The sequence below is a fragment of the Bacteroides togonis genome (genome assembly GCF_900130135.1).
In the GTDB taxonomy this organism is placed as follows: Bacteria; Bacteroidota; Bacteroidia; order Bacteroidales; family Bacteroidaceae; genus Bacteroides; species Bacteroides pullorum.
The window spans coordinates 363,314-388,090 of the sequence record NZ_LT670820.1 but is presented as its reverse complement, the minus strand read 5'-3'; the positions used below and the strand labels follow the sequence as shown (position 1 = coordinate 388,090).

Annotated in this window: 14 protein-coding genes; 4 read left to right on the top strand and 10 right to left on the bottom strand. The window is 50.2% G+C overall.

Annotated elements, in window-relative coordinates; genetic code table 11:
• Positions 1 to 71: 71 nt before the first annotated feature.
• The 3 genes from BQ8005_RS01790 (at position 72) to BQ8005_RS01780 (ending at position 8,000) form a co-directional block, all read left to right on the top strand.
• Positions 72 to 4,592, top strand: coding sequence for a translocation/assembly module TamB domain-containing protein (locus BQ8005_RS01790; protein WP_083610593.1), 4,521 nt, complete (start codon positions 72 to 74; stop codon positions 4,590 to 4,592).
• Between the two features lie 12 nt (positions 4,593 to 4,604).
• Positions 4,605 to 6,968 carry a translocation and assembly module lipoprotein TamL gene (gene tamL, locus BQ8005_RS01785; protein ID WP_075316834.1) on the top strand — a complete coding sequence of 788 codons (2,364 nt, stop codon included), beginning with the start codon at positions 4,605 to 4,607 and terminating at the stop codon, positions 6,966 to 6,968.
• 120 nt (positions 6,969 to 7,088) lie between these two features.
• Complete coding sequence (locus BQ8005_RS01780; RefSeq protein ID WP_075316833.1) at positions 7,089 to 8,000, top strand: glycosyltransferase family protein; 912 nt, start codon at positions 7,089 to 7,091, stop codon at positions 7,998 to 8,000.
• Positions 8,001 to 8,325: 325 nt separating this feature from the next.
• On the opposite strand, the gene BQ8005_RS17840 is transcribed toward BQ8005_RS01780, so the two are convergent.
• The 6 genes from BQ8005_RS17840 to tamL (BQ8005_RS01750) form a co-directional block, all read right to left on the bottom strand.
• Complete coding sequence (locus BQ8005_RS17840; protein WP_075316832.1) at positions 8,326 to 8,562, bottom strand: hypothetical protein; 237 nt, start codon at positions 8,560 to 8,562, stop codon at positions 8,326 to 8,328.
• A gap of 18 nt (positions 8,563 to 8,580) precedes the next feature.
• A complete protein-coding gene (locus BQ8005_RS01770; RefSeq protein ID WP_083610592.1) occupies positions 8,581 to 9,669 on the bottom strand; it encodes an aldo/keto reductase in 1,089 nt (362 codons plus the stop codon).
• Between the two features lie 104 nt (positions 9,670 to 9,773).
• On the bottom strand, positions 9,774 to 11,513 hold the full coding sequence (locus tag BQ8005_RS01765) for a phospho-sugar mutase (protein ID WP_075316831.1): 1,740 nt from the start codon (positions 11,511 to 11,513) through the stop codon (positions 9,774 to 9,776).
• Between the two features lie 78 nt (positions 11,514 to 11,591).
• On the bottom strand, positions 11,592 to 13,235 hold the full coding sequence (locus tag BQ8005_RS01760) for a C69 family dipeptidase (protein WP_075316830.1): 1,644 nt from the start codon (positions 13,233 to 13,235) through the stop codon (positions 11,592 to 11,594).
• A 34-nt stretch (positions 13,236 to 13,269) separates the two neighbouring features.
• Positions 13,270 to 14,937 carry a M23 family metallopeptidase gene (locus BQ8005_RS01755; protein ID WP_075318836.1) on the bottom strand — a complete coding sequence of 556 codons (1,668 nt, stop codon included), beginning with the start codon at positions 14,935 to 14,937 and terminating at the stop codon, positions 13,270 to 13,272.
• A 25-nt stretch (positions 14,938 to 14,962) separates the two neighbouring features.
• Positions 14,963 to 17,272 carry a translocation and assembly module lipoprotein TamL gene (gene tamL / locus BQ8005_RS01750; RefSeq protein WP_075318835.1) on the bottom strand — a complete coding sequence of 770 codons (2,310 nt, stop codon included), beginning with the start codon at positions 17,270 to 17,272 and terminating at the stop codon, positions 14,963 to 14,965.
• A gap of 297 nt (positions 17,273 to 17,569) precedes the next feature.
• On the opposite strand from tamL (BQ8005_RS01750), the gene BQ8005_RS01745 reads away from it, so the two are divergent.
• Positions 17,570 to 18,343: an RNA methyltransferase gene (locus tag BQ8005_RS01745; protein ID WP_075316829.1), complete on the top strand. Its 774-nt coding sequence runs from the start codon at positions 17,570 to 17,572 to the stop codon at positions 18,341 to 18,343.
• A gap of 295 nt (positions 18,344 to 18,638) precedes the next feature.
• On the opposite strand, the gene BQ8005_RS01735 is transcribed toward BQ8005_RS01745, so the two are convergent.
• From BQ8005_RS01735 to ileS, 4 genes are all read right to left on the bottom strand, one after another.
• Positions 18,639 to 19,622, bottom strand: a complete 984-nt coding sequence (locus BQ8005_RS01735) for a DUF4296 domain-containing protein (RefSeq protein WP_075316828.1) — start codon at positions 19,620 to 19,622, stop codon at positions 18,639 to 18,641.
• Positions 19,619 to 20,293: a lipoprotein signal peptidase gene (locus BQ8005_RS01730; protein WP_075318834.1), complete on the bottom strand. Its 675-nt coding sequence runs from the start codon at positions 20,291 to 20,293 to the stop codon at positions 19,619 to 19,621. Before BQ8005_RS01730 ends, BQ8005_RS01735 begins: the two co-directional genes overlap by 4 nt.
• An 86-nt stretch (positions 20,294 to 20,379) precedes the next feature.
• Entirely contained in the window at positions 20,380 to 20,760 is a 381-nt protein-coding gene (locus BQ8005_RS01725) for a TraR/DksA family transcriptional regulator (RefSeq protein ID WP_021846236.1), read from the bottom strand.
• Positions 20,761 to 20,813: 53 nt separating this feature from the next.
• Positions 20,814 to 24,302 (bottom strand): isoleucine--tRNA ligase, encoded by a 3,489-nt coding sequence (ileS, locus tag BQ8005_RS01720; RefSeq protein ID WP_075316827.1) that lies wholly within the window; start codon positions 24,300 to 24,302, stop codon positions 20,814 to 20,816.
• Between the last annotated feature and the right edge of the window lie 475 nt (positions 24,303 to 24,777).

Here is a 24,777-nt window from a genome sequence, read left to right as displayed (position 1 = left end):
GGAAAAGAAGAAAATGGTTGAGGGCAACCCTCTGGGTGGTATCCACTCCGATTGTCCTGTTTGCCGTGCTGATGGTGCTGCTCTACATTCCGCCTGTGCAGAACTTCCTGCGCAAACAGGCCACAGCCCTGGCCTCCGAAGCCACAGGCATGGACATCTCGGTGGAGCGCATCGACTTGCGCTTCCCCCTGAACCTGCTGGTAAGCGGCGCACAGGTAGTACAGCCCGCTGACTCGTCGGCGACACAACAGCCCGACACCTTGCTCAGCCTCAACAGCCTGAACGTACGCATCCAGGCATGGCCCTTGCTGAGGGGCAAGGTCGAGGTGGACAACATCACCCTGACCGGCGTCAAAGTGAACTCGGCTGACCTCGTGAAAGGAATGCTGATCAAAGGTGCCTTAGGGCGTTTCTTCCTGAGAAGCCACGGCATCGACCTGCTGAAGGAAGAAGTGACCCTGAACGACGTGGAGCTGGAGGACTCGCAACTGATGGTACAGCTGAAAGACACGACGGACGCTGAACCCGAAGACACGACCTCAACACCCGTAAAATGGAAACTGGCCCTACAACACCTGAAGCTGAAGAACATAGCCGCCACCCTGGTCCTGCCACAGGACACGACTTCGCTGTCGGCCTACATCGACGAGCTGGGCATCACCAATGCCGAAGCCGACTTGGGGCAACAACGATACGGCTGGCGACGTTTCCTGCTGGCAGGTGCCTCGTTCCACTACGACGTGGGAACAGGGGAGGCTGCTGAGGGCTTCGACGCCTCGCACATCGCCCTGCGTGACATCAGGGTGGGTATCGACTCGGTCCTCTACTACGGACGTAACTTGAATGCTGTCATCCAGGAGTGTACCCTGAACGAACGGTCGGGCCTCAGCCTGTCGTCGTTCAGCGGACGGATCTTTGCCGACTCTACCCTGATACAGATACCCGAACTGCACTTGCTCACTCCTCACAGCGAAATCAAGCTGGGAGCGCAATCCTATTGGAAACTGGTGGAAATGCCTACAACAGGACATCTTTCGGCCCATCTGGAGGCTTACATCGGCAAGCAGGACGTCATGCTGTTTGCAGGCAACCTGCCCGAAAGTTTCAAAGAAGCATATCCCTTCCGCCCGCTCGTAATACGGGCAGGAACAGAAGGCAACCTGAGCCAGATGCAAATCTCGCGCTTCATGGCAGACCTGCCGGGCGCCTTCTCGCTGAGAGGCGGAGGAGAACTGTGGAACCTGACGGACAGCTTGCGCCGATCGGCCAAAATGGACCTGAACATGCAAACGCAAAACATCGGATTCCTCACGGCGCTGACAGGTACAGCCAACAAAGGAAGCCTGGCCATCCCCGACAGCATGGAACTGACAGCCAACCTCGGTCTGGAAGGAAGCCGCCTGTCCGCCCTGCTGGAACTGAACGAAGGAAAGGGACGAATGGCTATGGACGCTTCGTATGACCTGACATCGGAAGCCTACCACGCCGACCTGGCCATCGACTCCCTGCAACTCCACCACTTCCTGCCCAAAGACAGTCTCTACATGCTGACCCTGCACGCAGGAGCCAGAGGACAGGGTACGGACTTCACCTCGCCACGCACCCATGCCGACGTAACCGTCAGTCTGGACGGCATCCAATACGGACGCTGGCACCTGAGCGGCGTAGACCTGAAGGCCAGCCTGAAATCGGCCCTGGCCACAGCCCAACTGACCAGCAACAACGCCCTGCTGAAAATGACCACCCAGGCCAGCATGCGCCTCGGACGGAGATACATGGACGGACAGCTGCAGATGGACGTAGCCGATGTAGGACTGTATCAGCTGGGAATATTGTCGGCTCCCCTAACCCGACCGCTAGCCTTCAATCTGGAAGCCGAAGTGCGACGCGACACAGTAAGAATGGAAATGAAGGCCGGCGACATGAACATGTGGCTGCGCGCCCAAGGGACCGTCAACCATCTGATAGAGCAAAGCAACCAGTTCGTCGCTCTCCTGATGAAACAAATTGACGACCGAAAACTGGACCACGCCGCCCTGCGTCGTGCGCTTCCGTCGGCAGGCATGTTTGTCAAAGCCGGCAAAGACAACCCCGTGAACGACCTGCTGGAACAGCATCACATGGGATTCAACGAACTCAAGCTGGGCTTCGGCTTTACCCCCGACTGGGGCATCAACGGACGTGCATCGATCGACGGTTTCCACACAGACTCCCTGCAACTGGATACCATTTTCTTCGCTGTCCATCAGGACACCACCCGCATCAGGCTGCAAAGCGGCGTCATCAACACACCGCAGAACCCACAAATCGCATTCCGCTCCCTGCTGACGGGCGAAGTGCGGAGTGAGGATGCCGAACTGACACTGGACTTCGAAGACGAAAAGGGCGAAAAAGGCATCCTATTCGGCATCAACGCACGCCCCCTGACCGAAGGGAACGGAAAGGGAAACGGCGTATTGCTAAACCTGACACCTGAAAATCCTATCATAGCTTACCGCAAGTTTTCGTTTGCAGACCAGGCCAACTGGATCTACCTGCACAAGAACATGCGTGTCTATGCCAACGTAGACATGGATAGCGATGACGGAGTTTGTTTCCGCATGCAGTCCGACCGTGAAGATACCGTTTCCCTGCAGAACATCGGTGTTGAGCTGAGGCGTTTCCGATTAAGCGAACTGAGTAAGGTAATGCCTTACCTGCCACAACTGACAGGCCTCTTCTCCGCCGAAGCCCATTACATACAGACAGAAAATTCCCTACAGGTATCTGCCGAAGCAGACATAAAAAAACTGACTTACGAGAAACAGCCGGTAGGCGACATCGGCCTGGGAGTGACCTGGCTGCCTGGCGAAGGAAAGACACACTACCTGAGTACTTACCTCCTGTATAACAATCAGGACGTGTTGACTGCCGACGGGGCCCTGATGCAACAGGGAGAAAAAAGCCTGATGGACATCAGCGCAAATATCACCCGCCTGCCACTGGCCATGGCCAATGCTTTCGTGCCCGACCAGATGGCCACCCTCAGCGGCAAGGCAGACGGCGAATTACAAATCAGTGGAAGCATGGATCAACCGACAGTGAACGGCAACCTGGCACTGGACAGCGCCAACGTCTACGTCAAAATGTTGGGGGCACGTTATTGGATGGACAACCGTCCGCTCCGACTGGAGAACAACCGCCTGGTGTTCGACAAGTTTGCCATCTACACCACCAGCAACAATCCTTTCGCCATCAATGGCTATGTAGACTTCCGCAACATGGAACGGCCGACAGCCAACCTCAACCTACAGGCCCGCAATTATACACTGCTCAACGCCAAACGGACCCGTGAAAGCATGGTCTATGGTAAAGTGCAGGTCGACCTGACGGGTACAGTCAGCGGTCCGCTCAACGCACTGAAGATGCGAGGCAACATGAACCTGCTCGGCACGACCGACGTCACCTACGTACTGACCGACTCACCCCTCACCGTGGAGGATCGTCTGGATGGACTGGTATCGTTCGTATCCTTCCGCGACACGCTGTCGGCAGCATCGACTCCCGTGGCCAACGTGCCGCTTGGCGGCATGGACATGCTGATGTCTGTCCACATCGACGATGCCGTGCGTCTGCGGGCCGACCTCAGTCCCGACCGCTCGCAATACATCGAGCTGGAAGGCGGCGGCGACCTCTCCTGGCAATATACCCCTCAGGGCGACATGAGCCTGACGGGACGCTATACCTTCAGCGGAGGCGTCATGAAGTTCTCTCTGCCTGTCATCCCGCTGAAAGCCTTCCAGATCGTGAACGGCAGCTACGTGGACTGGCGAGGAGACGTCATGAATCCGACGCTGAGCCTGAAAGCCCAAGAGCGCATGCGTGCCTCCGTGTCTGACGGCGACGACGGCAGCGGATCGCGCATGGTGAACTTCGACGTGTCCATCGCCCTGAAAGGACGACTGGAAAGCCCCGAACTGGTGTTTGACCTCACTGCGCCCGAAGATGCGACCGTTGAAAACCAGCTACAAAGTATGGGAGCTGAAGAACGCAGCAAACAGGCCATCACCATGATGGCTACCGGCATCTACCTGAACGACAGTGGAAAAGGAGGAGGCCTGACGATGGGCAGCGCCCTGAACAGCGTGCTGCAAAGCCAGATCAACGCCCTGGCAGGCGGCATGAAAGGGGCCAGCTTCAGCGTCGGCATCGAAGACCGCACTTCTGCCGAGACTGGCGACAAGCAGACCGACTACAGCTTCCGCTACTCGCAACGCCTCTTCAACGATCGCGTACAAATCATCATCGGCGGCAAGGTGTCTACCGGCGCCAATGCCACCAACGACGTGGAGTCTTTCATCGACAACATCTCGCTGGAGTACAGACTCGACCCCTCGGGCACACGCTACATCCGTGCCTTCCACAACAAGAACTACGAGAGCGTGCTCGAAGGGGAGATTACCGAGACCGGCGTGGGCCTCGTCCTGCGCCGCAAGATGGACCGCCTGAGCGAACTTTTCATCTTCCGAAGGAGAAAGTCGCAGGTACCCAAGCCTGAGGAGCCCGCCGAGACGCCTGTCCGCCCCACGTCCGAAACCGATAACCGCTTGTAAGAAATTGGATTTATGAAGAAGATTACAGCATACATGACCATCGCTCTGCTCCTGGCCGCCTGCTCCACCACGAAGCACCTGCCCGAAGGAGAAGTGCTCTACACAGGGCAGAAAGCGATGATTGTGCACAATCCCACCCCGACCAAGGTGGGCGAAACCGCCATCGAAGAAGTAGAAGCCGCCTTGGCGACTGCTCCCAACAACTCCCTGTTGGGCAGTTCGACCGTGCGTATCCCCTTTCCCTTCGGCCTGTGGGTCTACAACGGCTTCCAGAAATACGAAAAGGGGCTGGGTAAATGGATCTTCAACCGCTTCGCCGCCAAACCCGTACTGATGTCTGCCGTCAGCCCCGACATCCGCATCAAAGCGGCTTCCAACCTGCTACGCGACTATGGCTATTTCAACGGGACAGTCAGTTACGAGACGTTCACCGACCCCAAAGACTCGCTCAAGGCCAAGATACAATACACGGTGGACATGCGTAATCCCTACGTGATAGACACTGTGACTTTTCGTGGCTTCAGTCCCCGTACCCAACGCATCATGGAGCTGGGAAGGCGCCGCTCGCTCATCAGTCCGGGCGAACAGTTTAACGTGCTCGACCTCGACGGCGAACGCACCCGTATCAGCACCCTACTGCGCAACGTAGGCTGCTACTACTTCCGCCCCGACTACCTAACTTACCAGGCCGACACCACGCTGGTGCCGGGCGGACACGTCAGCATGCGCATGGTGCCCGTGCCGGGTATGCCGCCTGTGGCTGAGAAACCTTTCTACCTGGGTCGAAAGACCATCGAGATCCTGGGCAAGAACGGCGAGGCGCCCAACGACAGCGTGGACTACAAGGGCCTGCGCATCTACTACCACGACAAGCTTCGCGTACGCCCCAACATGCTCTACCGCTGGACCGACTACAAAGGCTTCCGCCTCAAGCGCCAAGTGCAGGACAGCGCCGGCATCAGCCGCCAGCGCTCTGCCGAGAATCTCTACAGCCTTTACAAACAGACGCGTGTGCAGGAACGCTTGGGCAATGTGGGCATCTTCCGCCTGCTGGAAATGCAGTTCACCCCACGCGACACGGCCTTCGTCTCCGACACACTCGACCTGAACATCCGCCTGGCACTGGACAAGCCCTACGACGCCGAACTGGACTTCAACATCAAGCTGAAGAGCAACAACCAGGTAGGTCCTGGTGCGTCGTTCACGCTGACCAAGAACAACGTCTTCGGCGGTGGCGAAAGCTGGAATGTAGAACTGACAGGTTCGTACGAATGGCAGACGGGTGCCGACCACTCGTCGCTGATGAACAGCTACGAGTACGGCATCTCTACGTCGCTCGTCTTCCCCCGTGTGGTCTTCCCCCGCATGGGCGACCGCGAGTATGACTTCCCCGCCACGACCACCTTCCGCCTCTATGCCGACCAAATGAACCGTGCCAAATACTACAAGCTACTGGCTTTCGGCGGCAACGCCACCTACAACTTCCAGCCGAAGCCCACCAGCAAGCATAGCCTGACACCCTTCCGCCTGACCTTCAACGTGCTGCGCGACCCGACACAGGCCTTCCTCGACCTGCAGGCGGAAAATCCCGCCCTCTACGTCAGCCTGCGCGACCAGTTCATTCCCGCCATGGAGTATACCTATACTTACGACAACCTGTCTCAGCGCAAGAACCGCCGCAGCAGTCATTGGTGGCAGACAACCCTAACCTCGGCGGGCAACCTGACCTCGTGCATCTATCGTTTGGCAGGGCAACCCTTTAACAAGCAGGAAAAACAACTCCTGGGTGTACCCTTCGCCCAGTTCGCCAAACTCAACAGCGAGTTCCGCTACAACTACCGCATCGACCGTAACCAGTCGCTGGCAGCACGTGTAGCAGCTGGCTGTGTCTGGTCGTACGGCAACATGCTCTCCGCCCCCTATACCGAACAGTTCTACATCGGTGGTGCCAACAGCGTCCGTGCCTTCGCCGCCCGCAGTATCGGCCCCGGTGGTTATGCCCCTGCCAACGCTGAGACTGACAAGTACGGCTTTATCAACCACGTGGGCGACATCCGCCTGGAAGCCAATGTAGAATACCGCTTCCACCTCATCGCCGACCTCCACGGCGCCGTCTTCCTCGATGCGGGCAACGTCTGGCTACTCCGCCCCGATGCAGGACGCCCCGACGGAGCCTTCACGCTGAAGAAATTTCCCGAACAGATCGCCCTGGGCACCGGCCTCGGTCTGCGCTACGACCTGGACTTTCTCGTCTTCCGCCTCGACTGCGGCGTCGGCCTCCATGATCCGTCGAAACTCTATCGTAACGGATATTACAACATCGGCAAGTTCAAGGACGGCCTGGCCCTGCATTTCGCCATCGGCTACCCGTTTTAGAAGAATTTTGTACGATATTGCCAAAGAATGTATCATTTTATTCCTCTTCCTGCCGTTTATTTCTTACATTTGCCAAGTGAAAAAGCAAGAACACACTAACCTTTAAATAATTAATTGATTATGAAACCTACTCTTTTCTTATTGGCAGCCGGCATGGGCAGCCGCTACGGAGGCTTGAAACAGCTGGACGGACTGGGTCCCAACGGCGAAACCATCATGGACTACTCCATCTACGACGCCATCAAGGCCGGATTCGGCAAACTCGTCTTCGTTATCCGCAAAGACTTCGAACAGGACTTCCGCGAGAAAATCCTCTCCAAGTATGAGGGACACATCCCCTGCGAACTTGTATTCCAGGCCCTCGACGCACTGCCCGAAGGCTTCACCTGCCCCGAAGGCCGTACGAAACCCTGGGGAACAAACCACGCCGTCATGATGGGCGAGAATGCCATCAAGGAACCGTTTGCCGTCATCAACTGCGACGACTTCTACGGCAGCGACTCCTTCCAGGTGATGGGCAAGTTCCTGGCCAATCTGCCCGAAGGCTCGAAAAACGTTTATTCAATGGTAGGCTTCCGCATCGGAAACACACTGAGCGAAAGCGGTACCGTCAGCCGCGGACTCTGCACCACCAACGAGAAGCACCTGCTGACTTCCGTCGTAGAACGCACCAAAATCCAGCGCATGGACGGCGAAGTGAAGTACATCGATGACAACGGCGAATGGACCGCTACGCCCGAGACGACTCCCGTCAGCATGAACTTCTGGGGCTTTACTCCCGATTACTTCGCGTACAGCAAGGAATTCTTCAAGACTTTCCTCTCCGACCCGAAGAACATGGAGAACCTGAAGAGCGAATTCTTTATCCCGCTGATGGTGGACAAGCTCATCAACGACGGCACGGCTACGGTCGAGGTACTCGACACCAACAGCAAGTGGTTCGGTGTGACCTATCCCGAAGACCGTCCCGACACCGTTGCCAAGATCAAGGCACTGGTAGACGCCGGCGAATATCCCAACAAGCTGTTCTAAACGGGCAAGGGATTTATACCTTTATATATAGAGCCGCCACGGTTGCAGACATGCAGCCGTGGCTTTTTTCATTTTATTACGTGACATATTAACACGATATTGTATGACTCCCTGACACAGTGCTTCGTTAAGGTGCCACGCAGTGCTTTATTAGGATGCCATGCAGTGCTTTGTTAGAGTGTCATGCAGTGTTTTGTCAGAAGGTCATATCATAAGAATGGCCAACAGAGATGAGAATATACATTGAATTGATAAATTGCATATTCTCGCTAAGATATGTATGCTGTATTACAGCGGTTGTTATGATTATTTGATTTGAATGTTTCTATAGCCGCAGCGTCGCGTCACACTCCGCCGCGAGCGCCGGATGGTGGGTGACGAAGAGCAGCGTCCGTCCCGCGGCGTGGCGGCGGAGGCGGGCGATGAGCGTGCGCTCCGTCTCGGGGTCGAGGAAAGCGTCAACCATGCGTATAGGATCGTTTTCTGCAATATCTTCATCGATTCTTTGCGGAAATAGTACCGTTTGGTTGGGAGTGTAGGGACGAAAATGTATCTTTGCCATATGTATAAATCTTTAGGCTTAAAGATACAAAATCTTTAGGTAATAACAAAGCCCCAGCTTGTGAAAGTCGGGGCTTTGTGCTAAACAAAGAAGGTGTGCTTTTTGACACACTTTCATTTTTTCAATTTCATCCTGTTCCTCAACGCTAAAAGCTGTATTATGCAAGGCCTTTAAATTATCATCCAATTGTTCCACAGAGCTAACGCCAACAATCACAGATGTAACCAAGTTGTCTTTTAACAGCCAAGCTAAAGCCATTTCAGCCAAGGTCTGTCCACGACGCCGGGCGACCTCATTCAAAGCTCTCACTTTGTGCATTACATCTTCTGTCAATGCCTCCTGTTTCAGAAAACCGCCCCGAGCTATACGCGAAGTGGCAGGAATGCCATCAAGATAACGTCCCGAAAGCAATCCTTGTGCCAATGGCGAAAAGGCTATAAAACCAGTACCATTTTCCGCTGCTTGCTTCAAGATTCCTGTTTCTTCCACTTTTCTGTCCAGAAGGTTATATCTTCCCTGATAAAGCAGGCAATGGACATCATGGCTTTTCAAATAATCATAAGCTTTCTGCGCCTCTTCCAAAGGATATTTGGAAATGCCTACATAAAGAGCCTTTCCCTGACGAACAATATCCACCAATGTCTGCATTGTTTCTTCAAGCGGCGTATACGGATCGTAACGATGCGAATAGAAAATATCCACATAATCAAGATTCATACGGCGGAGACTTTGATCAAGACTCGCCATAAGAGATTTGCGCGAACCCCATGTACCATACGGTCCAGGCCACATGTCGTGTCCTGCCTTGGTAGAAATGAATAATTCGTCACGATACGAAGCAAAAGAATGTTTCATCACATATCCGAACGTTTCCTCTGCACTGCCAGGAGAAGGTCCATAATTATTAGCCAAATCAAAATGGGTGATTCCACAATCAAAAGCATGATGTAGCTTACGACGGCTTTCAGACAATGTATCTACATCGCCAAAATTATGCCATAACCCAAGCGAGATTTCCGGTAACTGAATTCCGCTGTGGCCTGCACGACGATATTTCATCCCTGCCTCATAACGGGTATCAACAGGTCTATAATTATTCTCTGTCATTATCATAAATGCTATTATACCACAAAAAGAAAAATTCCTCCCGCTGCAACATTCAAACTAGAACAGGAGCGGAAGGAATTTATGATGTCAAAAACTTATATCATTCAAATGCCCAGCGATGCACGCACTGCCTTCACCTTTTCTTCAGCATCGGCATTAGCTCCGGCATAGCACTTCGGGCAACCCATTTCGCCCTTCACCTCAATGTAGAACTTGATCTTCGGTTCCGTACCTGAGGGACGGACAGAAATCTTCGTACCGTCTTCCGTGAAATACTGGAGCACGTTCGATGATTCAGGCATGTCGAGCTTGCTTATTTTGCCAGCAGCATCAGTCATCTCAAGCGTTTTGTAGTCCTTCACTACACACACCTTCGATCCTCCGATTTCCTTCGGCGGATTAGCACGGAAGTTGTCCATCATAGCCTTGATTTCTTCGGCGCCGCTCTTGCCCGGTTTCACCACGTTGACGGTAGTTTCTTTCGAGAAACCATATTCTACATAGATACCCATCAGCACATCGTAGAGCGTCTTTCCCTGATCCTTAGCCCAGGCACAGATTTCAGCCAGCAGCGAGCAGGCCGAAACAGCATCCTTGTCGCGCACGAAGTCTTCAGCCAGGAAACCATAGCTTTCTTCACCGCCACCGATGTACTGCTGCTTGCCTTCGCGCAGGCGAATTTCGCGAGCAATCCATTTGAAGCCCGTGTAACAGTCGAGCATCTCGACCTTGTTCTTGTCAGCCACGGCCTTAATAAGTTCGGTCGTAACGATGGTCTTCACAATAAAGTCGCCCGGCTGCATTTTGCCCGTAGCCAGACGATTCTTGATGATATAGTAAAGGAAGAGCAGACAAGTCTGATTACCGTTGATGAGCACCCACTCGCCCTTATCGTCCTTGCAAGCCATGCCTACACGGTCAGCATCAGGATCACTGGCCATCACGATGTCGGCATCGATTTCCTTGGCCAGCTTAATGGCCAGTGTCAGTGCTTCAGCATTCTCGGGATTGGGCGAAACAACCGTCGGGAAGTTACCGTCTTTCACCATCTGTGACTCCACGCAATGTACATTTTCAAAACCCCACAGCTTCAATGAAGCGGGAATGAGCGCACGTCCAGCACCATGGAGCGGCGTATAGACGATGCTCAGATCCTTCTGACGCTTGATGACTTCGGGGTCGATAGAAATGGAATGTACCTTCTCCAAGTATGCTTTGTCCACATCCTCGCCGATAATCTGGATAAGTTCCTTATTGCCGTTGAATTTGATGTCGGCCACCTTCACCTTGTTCACCTCATCGATAATAGCGGTATCGTGCGGAGCCAGCACTTGTGCACCGTCGTCCCAATAAGCTTTATAGCCGTTATATTCACGTGGATTATGGCTAGCCGTGATATTGATGCCGCTCTGGCAACCCAAATGACGAATAGCGAAGGACACTTCAGGCGTAGGACGCAGATCGTCGAACAGATAGACCTTAATACCGTTAGCCGAGAAAATGTCGGCTGAGATTTCAGCAAACTTACGGCTGTTGTTACGACAGTCATGACCTACAACGACAGAAATAGGTTGACCAGCAAAACACTTGTTCAGGTAGTTGGCCAAACCTTGCGTAGCGGCACCCACAGTATATATGTTCATACGATTGCTACCGGCACCCATAATACCGCGCAAGCCACCCGTACCAAACTCCAGATCTTTATAGAAGCTTTCTATCAGCTCCGTCTTATCGTCGTTTTCCAGCATTTTCTTCACTTCGGCCTGAGTCTCAGCATCAAAAGCCGGTCCCAGCCACTCTTGAGCTTTCTCAGTAACCAATTTAATCAAATCTTGATTTTCCATAAATCTATTATTTTATAGGTTAATACATTATCTGTTTTACTGTCCGACAAAGATAATCAGATAAAATGAAGAAACAAATTATTCAGGAATTTTATATCGGTCTCCTGTTTGTTTCACATATTCTTCAAGAAACTCTTTCGGATAGCCTGGACGGATGACACCGGCCGGTTGACCGATGGAATTACGTTCAAACTTACCGTCCTTTACGCGCTTCACCACACCGTCATTATATTTAACAATCAAGAATTCACCAAGGCGTTTCCAAGCGTCGTGTGTGCTCTGAGCCGTCATCACGGTGTAGTTCGTCAAGAATTCCTTGGCTTTGGCAGGATCGGTTTCCAGCAGTTTCACAGCAACAGCTTCGATACCTTCCTGTGCCTGGTTGAAGGTAGTCTCAATTTCGTTCTGTACAGCCCGCACATCATCCATCATCAGATCATAGCGCGGATATACCATGTTGGCCACCCAGTTGTATATCCAGAAGGAAGACTTCCAGGAGAAAGTAATATAATCGGCACCGTCCACACGTGTGTAGCACTCAGGTACACGAGTAGCGCAGCAATAGACAGGCGTGAACACCGTCATGTTGGCATCGTCCAAGCCGAACCACAGCACGCCACCTACGGCGTCGGGCAGGTTTTCGCGCATCTGTGCCACGAACACGAAACCGCTCTGCTGGGTGGAGATGGGACGCTCGTTAAAGTATTTCTGTCCGTTCACTTCAAACTCCAGTGGTGAGAGCCGGTAGGGAGTATGATAAGGACCAGCACCAAAATCCTTTGTGATGTCGAGTGCCGTGCCTTCGTAGTGGTCGCGCATGGCGTTCTTCACGTCCTGTACGGAGATTTTGCGGTTGGGCTTCACGTAGAGGGGCATCGGCTCGTCGGTCGTACCCTGGATATAGGGCAGAAACTCCTCGCCGCGATCAGTGAACATGTTGAAGTAGCTCCACACGCGGGCCTCGCAATAGCGGCGTGCACCAAAATCAAGAGGTGCATAGGCCTTGGAGAAGCTGAAGTCCTTGTTCACCCCATTGAAGTAGCCTTTCTCGCGGGCAAAAGAAATGACATCAGGCGAATACATGCAGTTTTCCTTGTCGTTCATGTCGAACTGATGGATACGGCTTTGGTTGGCATGAGCCGAGATACAATCGTCTGGCACACGAACAGCCACCCACACGGCACCACGTACGCCGGGACCCTTGCCTATCATCTCCATAATCCACACTTCATTGGGGTCGGCAATGGTGAAAGACTCGCCACTGCTATAATAGCCATACTCCTGCACCAGCTCGGTCATCACCTTGATAGCCTCACGTGCCGTACGCGAACGTTGCAAGCCCAGATAAATCAAGCTACCATAGTCGATAACACCTGTCGTGTCCACCAACTCGGGACGCCCGCCAAAAGTGGTCTCTCCAATCGTCAGCTGAAATTCGTTCATGTTGCCCACTACATTATAGGTTTGACGAGCCTGTTCTATCTGTCCCAGGTACTTACCCGTATCCCACTCATAAACATTGATCATCGTTCCCTTCTTGTGCATACCTGCGGGATAATGATACAACTCGCCGAACAGCGAATAGGAGTCGGCCGAATAGGAAATGATGGTCGAACCGTCGGCCGACACGTTCTTGCCCACAATAAGATTGGTACAAGCCAGTGTATCAGCTACGGCTGCTGCCATACAAACGACAGCAAGGGTCAATCTTCTAATCTTCATAATCGATAACTTTTATTATTTGAATATTAAGTATTTACCACACAAAGCGATACTGACGTGTAGTGACGTTGCCGCAACCATCAGTGACACTCATCACCAGCACGTGACTACCGCCTTTCTTCACCCGACGAGGGTCAAGTTGGCACACCAACTCTCCCTTCACAGAATTCGGTTTGCCGAAGAGAGCATATTTTCCGTCGATGGTACCACGATAGGAGGCGATGCCTGTCTGTGCGTCCTTTGCCTTAAAAACGATACGTCCCGTACGTCCCCAACCGGCCTGCCCTACAGGCGTCAGTATGGGTGGAACGGTATCAATAGCCACGGTGTAGGTAGCCAGATCGCGCACCTTCACCTCCATGTAGCCGTTCACGTAGTGGCCACCCATGTTGTATTTACTGCCTTTAGCACTAACACTCGCCACGTAGTACTTCGTGCTGTCGGCCAACGGACGGTGGCGCAATCCGATACGTAGATTGCATGCCTTGTGCAAGGGAATATTGCGATCGTTCAGCTGATAGGTAAAGGCTATGTCACCACTATCGCCACAAACCGCATAATTCAGATAAGCATCTTCGTAGAGCACGCCGCGGGGCAATACCAGCTCGAGGCCAGGTTCCTGCAGATAGTTCACCTTGTCCCAACGGAAATGATACTTCTCGCGATGTTCCACCACAGGAATCTCACTCCGACGGCCCTGCACAGTGAAGCGCACCTTCGACTCGTTGCCCAGCGCGTCGCGCAGCGTATAGACAAAGCGATAGGGCCGCTCCTCGTCGATGGTCACCAACCCACGGTTGCCATTCGAGGCATGTAGCAGACGGAGACGATTACCGGGGTCGATGAACGACTTCATATATTGCCCATAAGTCCAAGAGTTAATGTAGCGATTCTCATCGTAGGCAAAACGATCCACTACACTACGAAAAACTTCCTGCCCATCCACTTCGAGAATCACCGTATGTACGCCGTAACGGTTATGCACCCCGTCCATGTAATCATAGGCACGGATACCTGCTCCTATCTCACCCCAAGCCGTGATGCCCGTCGTCTGGTTCAGACCAAAAGTTTGTCTCGTCGTCTTGCCATTCACCACACCCCGTCCGCGTTGCGGAAAGAGCATAATGCCCTGTGCACGCGGCGCCGTGTGATCCTTCACCTGTCCGGCAAAGAAAGGCAACGGGTCTACATAGTCGTCCGTGGCCGTCTCGATAACATCCAAATGTAAATGAGGTCCAAACGAATAACCTGTATTGCCGCTATAAGCAATGATTTGTCCTGTCTTGACGGGATATTCCCCTGCCTCAGGCACAATCTCTACTTCCCAGCTCTCCTGCTCATATTGCAAATCCTCCACACGTCGAGCAATATCACCGATGAAAGCTTCCAAGTGACGGTTAATAGTAGAATAACCATTGTTATAGACGACATCAAGCACGTAGCCTGATCCATGTGTTACACGGATACGTGAAATGTACCCGTCAGCCAATGCACGTACAGGCTTTCCTGTCACCCCTCCCGTCTTAAAGTCAAGCCCCCCATGAAAATGGTTAGCACGAAGTTCGCCAAAATTGCCACTAAAAGTAATAGAATGAGCAAAAGGATTTATAAAACGAACAGTATCTTCCGATACTGCAAATAGTTTGGCAGAGATATTCCCAAAGTAGACAAACAGTCCACATAATAATAAAATATATTTCATCATTTATCGTCTCATATTTATTTGTTTAAAATGGATAACCTACCGCAAAGTGAAAAGCAAAATCACGACTGAAATCTGGATGAACAATAGGATAACGATTCCGCCCACTTTCGTAAACAGGATTGATAGCCTTCATACCAGCATCAAAACGTAAAACGAAAAAATCCAGATCCAAACGGATTCCCATACCATAAGCGACAGCTATCTGCTTGTAAAAAGTATTAAATTTAAATTGTCCCCCCGGTTGGCTTTCATATTCATGCAAAGTCCAAATATTGCCAGCATCAACAAACAATGCCCCATGCAGTTTCCAAAAAAGATGCGTACGATATTCCACACTGGCATCCAGTTTGATATCTCCCGACTGATTTAAGAAATTGTTTCTATCGCCAACATAGGAACCAGGCCCCAGTTCTCGAACAGACCATCCACGTACGCTATTAGCTCCTCCAGAAAAATATCGTTTTTCAAATGGAACAACACTAGCATTTCCATAAGGGACGGCAATACCTCCACCTACATGAAATGCTAACGAATTACGATTGTCAATTACAAAATTCTTCGCATAATCGATATCTCCTTTTATGTATTGAGCAAAAGGAATATTTAACAATGTATATTCACCTGACTCATTTTTTTTCATCCCGGTCAGCTTGGCCAAGCCATACAGTAAAGAACCTGCAGATTCTATATTGATACGCACAGAATAAGAATTGCCCAACAATGCATTATTCATCAATGCCTGGCCAGCACTGTTATAAGTATAGCTATAACCCGAACGAACAATAAAACGGTCTTCATAATTATAAGCCAATATATAATTCTGCTCCTTGTCAAGATAGATTTCACGAAAAGCAGGATCGATCCATGGCATATATAAGTAATTGATGTCGAGCAAATCTATACGATGTTGCGAACGCTGCCGTTGCATTCCCCAGCGATAGCTCCAACTACCTGATGCCACAATACGAGTGAACTCTGGACGCATCTGATAATTGTATTGCAATCCAAATTCAGTAGTTGCCCTAATCGTACGTCTAAAATCTCTGCTTAAAAAAGGGAACATGAAACGAGGGAAATTGATTGTCGCTTCAGCCCCCAGTTCCATATAATTTTCTTGATTATATCCACTTTTCAAGGGTGAAATAGCCTCATAGGCTCCACGAAAACGAAGCATCAAAGCTTCGGAACCTCTGAACAAGTTACGATGCTGGAAAGACACTGCTGCCGCTGCACCCAGATCACCCGCTGAATTTGTACCTTCAAGCTCGAATGAAACAGACTTGTGTTTGCTTTTGGTCAACATAATATAGGCATCCAAACGAGTACTGTCCTCACGTTCTTCGACAAAACGGATATTGGTATATTTCAATGCCTGCAAACGACCAAAATTAGAATAGGTGCGCTGAACCTTCCGTTCATCATATAAATCACCCGGCAAAATATGAAGATTATTCTCCAAAAGTTGAGGCCTCAGATATAATTTATCCTTATAATAAAACGATAGACCGTTGTAATGAAGAGAATCATTCACTTCAATACTATTAGCGGAAGACTGCAACACATTGTAGTCAGTCACAAAACCTACTTTTCCGATCATATATTGACGATGCTGCTGGCTTCCCGTTCCTCCCCGCTGCCTGTAAGGCAAAAGGTGAAGAGTCAAATCCACAAGATAAGTATTGCGTGCAGTATCAGCAGTATAAGAAAGAAAATCCTTATTGAATTTATAATAACCATTCCCTAACAAATTATTTGTAATACGTTGCCGCTCGGCATCCAGCTGATTCACATCAAAACGCATACCTTCAGATAAATAGGTACCCGCCGAATCGAGCTGCATTAAATTACGAATATTGTCGTCGGGAATATCATAACGGATAGTTCTCACAATGTACGGTTTTCCTGTAGTCACGTTATAGACAAGCCGTATCTTTTTCTTTTTCACATGACATTCCGTCTCAACAGAAGCTCCCATATAGCCCATATTCTGAACAGCTTTGGTCATCTCTTCACGAGTACGATCCGCATCTTCTTTCCGATAAATCACAGGAGCATCCCCAACCTTACGCAACACTCGGTTTATCCACCGAGTACTGTCGGCACCCGACCAATTATAGACATACAGCTGAGTCTTGAACAAACTAAACCATTTGGCATTAGGATTCTGTCGTACATACATGGAAAGGCTGGAAGGCTTTACCTCTTTATTATCCGTATGTATACTCACTTCGTCCAGCAAATAAGAGCCATCGGGCACATACTTAGTAGACGAACAAGAGACCGACAGCAACAAAGCGAGAACGGATATTACACAATACAAGCCTTTCTTCATATCAGCACACACATATAAACTGCGACAAATATACCTTATTTTTTCGGTTTGCAAAAACAAATGGGCCCCAAAGAGCATCATCCGAATACCATCTTTTGTTCCAGAAAATAAAGTACTACTTCAGCTTCGTAAAGTCCCTCTTTAGCGCGCTAAAGTGCCACTTTACGGAGCTAAAGTCCATGTTTACAAAACAAGGCCTGAAAAACAGCACATACGACTTATATCTTCACGATGCACATTGTTTTGATTATCTGAAAATAATGACGTACATTTGCGAAAAAGATAAAGAAGCGGAATATGGCACTGAGCAAAAACAAAATTAAATATATCCATTCCCTGGAACTCAAAAAGAACCGAAAAACAGAAAAGACATTTTTAGCTGAGGGTCACAAACTCGTAGGAGATTTATTGGGACATTTTCATTGCAGATTACTGGCTGCAACAGACAAATGGTTCATAAACAATAAAGAACTACAACTAAACGATGTTGGTGAAACATTGATAGTAAACGAAGAAGAGCTGTCACGTGCCAGCCTGCTAAAAACACCGCAACAAGTACTAGCTGTATTCGACCAACCGGAATATCCGACAGATCCGTCGGTTATCGGCCATTCTCTATGCCTGGCTCTGGATGACATACAGGATCCTGGAAATCTGGGGACCATCATACGCCTGGCCGACTGGTTTGGTATTGAGGACGTATTCTGCTCACCCCAAACGGCAGACATCTACAATCCTAAAGCTATGCAGGCCACTATGGGGGGCATTGCACATGTAAGAATACACTACACTCCCCTGCCTGACCTGATACGAAACTTAGAAACAGACATACCGATATACGGAACCTTTCTGGATGGAGAGAACATGTACGGAGAAACGCTTTCGAAAAACGGTCTGATCGTGATGGGCAACGAGGGGAACGGTATCAGTCCGGAAGTAGGCAGCCTGATCAACCGTCGGCTCTATATCCCAAATTATCCGACCGGACGGGAAACTTCGGAATCGCTCAACGTAGCCATCGCTACTGCAGTAGTTTGTGCCGAGTTTCGGAGACAGGCTCCATCCTTGTAAAATCAAAAGGAAACAAAAGGACAGGCACCAAACACGACATACGCTCCACAACTTCTACAGGAACTTCAGAAAGAATATCCTTAAAATTGAACGAAAGCGCAGATACATCTGCCTCCAAAGGAACTAAAGCAATAACCCCCGGTTTCCATTCTGTACTTTCTATTTCGTCAGACATGGGGAAAAGAGCTTCCACACAATTTTCGTGCATCTGCACAACATAATGCCACAAAAAGCCATGTCCTGGCAAATACAGGTAATGAGAAGCATACCGTTTCATCATTCAAATCCTTTCAGCCTAATTTACCCTTCTTTTTTGCAAACGAGGACGAGCTTCTTGTTTTTGTGGTTGAACCAACGTAGACGATGGTTTAGGTCGCATGCGAGGTACAGCATTCAGCTCTTTCTTATCCGACTCCAAGCTGTCCTTATCTATATTCTCCGGTTCCTTTTTCACATTCAAAGTATCCTTTTCAGCAGCTTTCAAAGTATCTGTCACTGCAACAGCTACAGAATCGGCACTATGATAACGCATGAGAGAAATCTTATCAAGCAACAAAGACTTTTTCTCCGAACTCGAATAGTAGACAAAACCGTTCACTTCTTTAAGCTCTCCCATCGTGTCGCTTTGTAAAGCTATAGAATAATCACCCGTAGTGAAAATCTTACGAAAAGCACTAATTACACTATCATTTTTATAATGTAGGGACATGGCCATGATAGGAGCAGAAATACTATCAAACTCCTTGTCAGGATACAGAAAACGGATATTCCAACGTAACGTATCACGACCGAAAAAGTTACTGTCTGCAGGCAGCGAAAAGGTCACTTTATTATTCAACGGCATCCCTGACAACCGATAAAGCTCCTGTCCAAACCAGACATCCACACTATCACCGGGAGCTGAAGTTTGAGGCTTACCTTCACGCAAAGCCAACAAATCCTCAACAGTTGCTTTTTCTGCTTTCAGCCGTGCATTGATATTTTCATAAATCTTACTTAAGACTTCTGGATTTCTAGCATACCAAACCATTGATGAATCAAATTGTGCTTCTGTTATTCCGTATTTCTTGTAAACAGACTCCACGTAAAGTACACGCTTATAATTCTCATTATAAGATAATGCTTCACCCAATGCTTTGGCTATATGATAGTCATAAAGTACGTTCTCCATTTGTTTATCCGACAATACCGTTTCAGGACGTTTTACCTGACACGCAAATAATGTCCAGACTAAGAAAACGAACAGACCATACCGTTGAATTTGATTGCTACGTTTCATCCTTTCTTTGTCACTTCATGATAAGCTTCATTCAAATATTTGCTATAGAACAGCAACAAGGCGACAATGCCACAACTGATTGCAGCATCCGCGAAATTAAATATCGGACTGAAAAAAATAAAATGATCTCCCCCGACAAAAGGCATCCATAAAGGCCAATTAGCTTCGATAATAGGGAAATAAAACATATCTACTACCTTGCCGTAAAACAAAGGAGCATATCCTCCTCCCTCTGGCAGAAATGAAGCCAGTTGGTAACTGGTACTTTCACTAAACAGTACGCCGTAAAATACACTGTCAACAATATTACCCAAGGCTCCCGTCAAAACCAATGACACACATACAATGAAGCCAGTCTTCATCTTATGCTGTACAAATTTATAAAGGAACCACCCGATAACAGCTACTGCAACAATGCGAAATGAAGTCAAGAATAACTTTCCGACAATCTCCATTCCAAAAGCCATTCCGTTGTTTTCTGTAAAGAATATATAAAACCATGTAGGAGGTTCGGCTTGAATGCCCAATTTGTCGTATAGCCAGCCGATAGCATTAATACTATCATGCCAATACATTCCCGTCTTTACAGCCACTTTTATCAACTGGTCTACCAACAATACCGAGAATATCACAAACAAAGCTATCCGCCCTTTTGTCCAAAAGCTCTTCATTCCCTTATGCATTCCAAAAAAGCACAAGCTATAGGAGCACAAAGACACAGATCCTTGCGCAGCCCATAGCCTGTTAATGTTTCAAATTACTTTTTACCGCTATTCTTAGCTTCGATGCTCAAAGTAGCATGAGGAACGGCACGCAGGCGTTCCTTCGGTATCAGTTTACCAGTCTCACGGCAAATACCATAAGTTTTGTTTTCAATACGCACCAAAGCAGCCTGAAGTCCTTGGATAAACTTCAGCTGGCGTTGAGCCAAGCGGGTAGTCTCTTCCTTGGACAACGTATTGGCCCCTTCCTCCAATACCTTATATGTAGGAGACGTATCATCTGTATCATTGCCGTCGGCTCCGGTCAGACTGGCTTTCAGCAAATCGTAGTCACGTTGCGCCAACTCCAACTTTTCCAAAATAATGGCGCGAAACTCTTCCAATTCTGCATCTGAGTATCTTGTCTTTTCTGCCATAATTGTAATGTGTTTAGTTTGTTTCGGTATTAAATTATCTTTTCCAATCTCTATCAGTTCTTTTCAACCTTCACAAAGAGCGAGAAGTCATCGAAGTTCAATTCGGTACCTTCTTGTACTTCATCAACTAACGTAAGTGAGGTTGCCAGAACTTGGTTGCAAATATAGTCTTTATATTCGTTTACCGCATCATCTGTCTGCGTATTTTTAGACAATGTAATATTTATTTTGTCGGTAATTTCAAAGCCGCTGGACTTGCGGATGTTTTGGATGCGGTTCACCAGCTCGCGGGCCACACCTTCGCGACGCAGCTCTTCGGTAACGGTAACTTCCAGTGCTACAGTCAGTCGGCCTTCGTTGGCCACCAGCCAGCCGGGAATGTCTTCGCTGAAGATTTCCACGTCGGCAGCCTCGACTACGGCTTCCGCACCGTCCAAATTGAAGGTGTAGCGGCCGTTCTTTTCCAGCTCGGCGATAGCTTCCTGTGACATTTCTGCTACAGAGGCAGCCACGGCCTTCATCTGCTTGCCGAACTTCGGACCCAGCTTCTTGAAGTCGCACTTCACTTTCTTCACCAGTACGCCGGCGGCTCCGTCAACGAACTTGATTTCCTTCACGTTCACCTCGTTCATGATGAGTGTCTTCACGGCTTCGATGTGGGCACGCTGTTCTTCGTCCACCACAGGAATCATGATGCACTGCAGCGGCTGGCGTACCTTGATGTTCACCTTGCGACGCAGGGCGAGTACCATGGACGTGATGTCCTGAGCCACCTGCATACGAGCTTCGAGTTCGGTATTGACCAATGTCTCGTCGCAGACGGGAAACTTGGCGAGGTGGACAGAAACCACCTGGTCGCGGCCAGTCACGGCAATCAGGTCGCTGTAGAGCATGTCGGCATAGAACGGTGCGATGGGCGCCATCAGCTTGGCCACCGTCTCGAGGCAAGTATAGAGGGTCTGATAAGCCGAGAGCTTATCTTCAGTCATACCACCACCCCAGAAGCGTTTGCGGTTGAGGCGCACATACCAGTTAGACAGGTTGTCGTTGACGAAGTCGGATATCAGTCGGCCAGCCTTGGTAGGCTCGTAGTCGTTGTAGCAGGCATCCACATTCTTCACCAGCGTATTGAGCAGGGACAGAATCCAGCGGTCTATCTCGGGACGTTTCTCCATGGGCACGTCGGCTTCCTTGTACTCGAAGCCGTCAACGTTGGCATAGAGGGCGAAGAAGGAATACGTATTATATAAGGTACCGAAGAACTTGCGGCGCACTTCCTCCACACCTTCGACGTCGAACTTCAGATTGTCCCACGGCGAAGAGTTGGTAATCATGTACCAGCGCAAGGGGTCGGAACCGTATTTCTCGATGGTCGAGAAGGGATCGACGGCATTGCCCAGTCGCTTGGACATCTTGTTGCCGTTCTTATCGAGCACCAGACCGTTGGAGATGACAGCCTTGTAGGAAACGCTGTCGAACACCATCGTGGCGATGGCATGGAGCGTAAAGAACCAGCCGCGCGTCTGGTCAACGCCTTCGGCGATGAAGTCGGCGGGATATACCTGATGGCTGTCCAGCAGTTCCTTGTTCTCGAACGGATAGTGTATCTGCGCATAGGGCATGGAGCCGGAGTCGAACCAAACGTCAATCAGGTCGGTCTCGCGCTTCATGGGTTTGCCGTCCTTCGAAACGAGGATGATGTCGTCCACGTAAGGACGGTGCAGGTCTATCTTGTCATAGTTTTCCTTCGTATATTCGCCCGGCACGAAGCCTTTGTCCTTGTAGGGATTGCTCTTCATGAGGCCGGCAGCCACGGACTTCTCTATTTCGTTGTAGAGTTCTTCTACGGATTCGATGCACTTCTCTTCCGTGCCGTCCTCGGTGCGCCAGATGGGCAGCGGCGTACCCCAGTAGCGCGAACGGCTCAAGTTCCAGTCGTTCAGGTTCTCGAGCCACTTGCCGAAGCGTCCCGTACCCGTCGACTCGGGCTTCCAGTTGATGGTCTTGTTCAGCTCCATCATGCGCTCCTTGCAGGCAGTGCTGCGGATGAACCAGCTGTCCAGCGGATAGTAGAGCACCGGCTTGTCCGTACGCCAACAGTGCGGATAGTTGTGCACATGCTTCTCTATCTTGAAGGCCTGGTTGGCGGCTTTCATCATCATGCAGATGTAGAAGTCGAGCGACTCAGCTGCCTGGGCGGCCTTCTCGTCGTACTTGCCGTCCACAGTGAATTGCGGGTCATAGGCATTCTTCACCCAACGGCCCTGGTATTCCTTGTAGGCCTCAGTATCGACGCATTGAGCCACAAACTTCTCGTCCAGCTCGTCCAGCAGGTAGAACTTACCCGTAAGGTCCACCATGGGGCGGGTCTCGCCACGCTTGTTGATCATGAACAGCGAGGGGATGCCGGCCGCACGTGCCACGTTGGCGTCGTCGGCACCGAAGGTCGGGGCGATGTGTACGATACCCGTACCGTCCTCTGTCGTCACATAGTCGCCGGGGATGACGCGGAAAGCCTTGGCCGATGCTTCCTGCCAGTTGCCTTCGTTGTCCAGCTCGGTGGGCTTCACCCAGGGGATGAGCTGTTCGTACTCCATGCCTACGAGGTCCGTACCCTTATACTCGCCTACCACCTTGAAGGGGATCAGCTTGTCGCCTGGCTTATAGTCCTCTAATGCAACGTCTTCGGCCTTTTTGTTGAAGTGCGTGTAGAGCAAAGCCTTGGCCAGTACGACGGTCATCTTCTCGCCCGTATAGCCGTTGTAGGTCTGCACAGCCACGTAGTCAATCTTCGGGCCAACACAGAGGGCTGTGTTGCTGGGCAAGGTCCAGGGCGTGGTGGTCCAAGCGATGAAGTAAGGTGCACCCCACTCTGCCATTTCGGGCTTCGGGTTCTTCATCTTGAACTGGCCTACCACCGTCAGGTCCTTCACGTCTCGGTAGCAGCCGGGTTGGTTCAGCTCGTGAGAGCTCAGTCCCGTACCTGCGGCGGGCGAATAGGGCTGGATGGTATAGCCTTTATAGAGCAGGCCCTTCTTGTAGAGCTGCTTCAACAGCCACCAGAGGGTCTCAATGTAGCGGTTGTCATAAGTGATGTAAGGGTCTTTCATGTCCACCCAGTAGCCCATCTTGTGCGTCAGGTCCTCCCACTCCTTCGTGAACTTCATCACGTCCTTGCGGCAGGCGGCGTTGTAGTCGGCCACGGAGATAGTCTTGCCGATGTCTTCCTTCGTGATGCCCAGCGCCTTCTCCACGCCCAGCTCCACGGGAAGTCCGTGCGTGTCCCATCCGGCCTTGCGCTTCACCTGGAAGCCCTTCATCGTCTTGTAGCGGCAGAAGATGTCCTTGATGGTACGAGCCATGACGTGGTGAATGCCCGGCATACCGTTGGCCGAGGGAGGTCCTTCGAAGAATACGAAGGAAGGACATCCTTCACGTTCTGTCATACTCTTGGCGAAAACCTGGTTTTCGTCCCATTTCTTCAACACTTCCTTGTTGATTTCCGATAGATTAAACTTTGAATGTTCGGCAAATTTACCCATGGTTTTATTTTTGTTTTTATTTTGAACGTTGCTTATTGGAGGCTACCGGTCACGCTCCCTTCAGATACTTCGAACCAAACCTCCTGTTTTAAGGCTGCAAAATTATAAAAAAAGTGGAGAAAAGCGTTGTTTTAGAGAAGAAAAACATTTGTATGCCAAGAACAGACACATCCTGACACAACCTCCAAAATGCCTTTTATCAGACAAAAGGCTGACTTTACAAGCCGAAAGCATAGTTTTTCACCACCTAACACAGTGCTTTCTGAATCCCTAACACAGTGCTTCCTCAGTAGTTCACAAAGCACTGTATGACACCCTCACAGAGCACTTCGTCAGCCCCTCATGAAGCACTGTATGACACAACCACTCTCTATTTCGATATCACTACTGTCCCGTAAAAGTGGATAAATAGTTCTTTGAAATTATTGAAATATAGTCAATTACGTGGTTTCTTGAGATGAAACGGACTTGATTT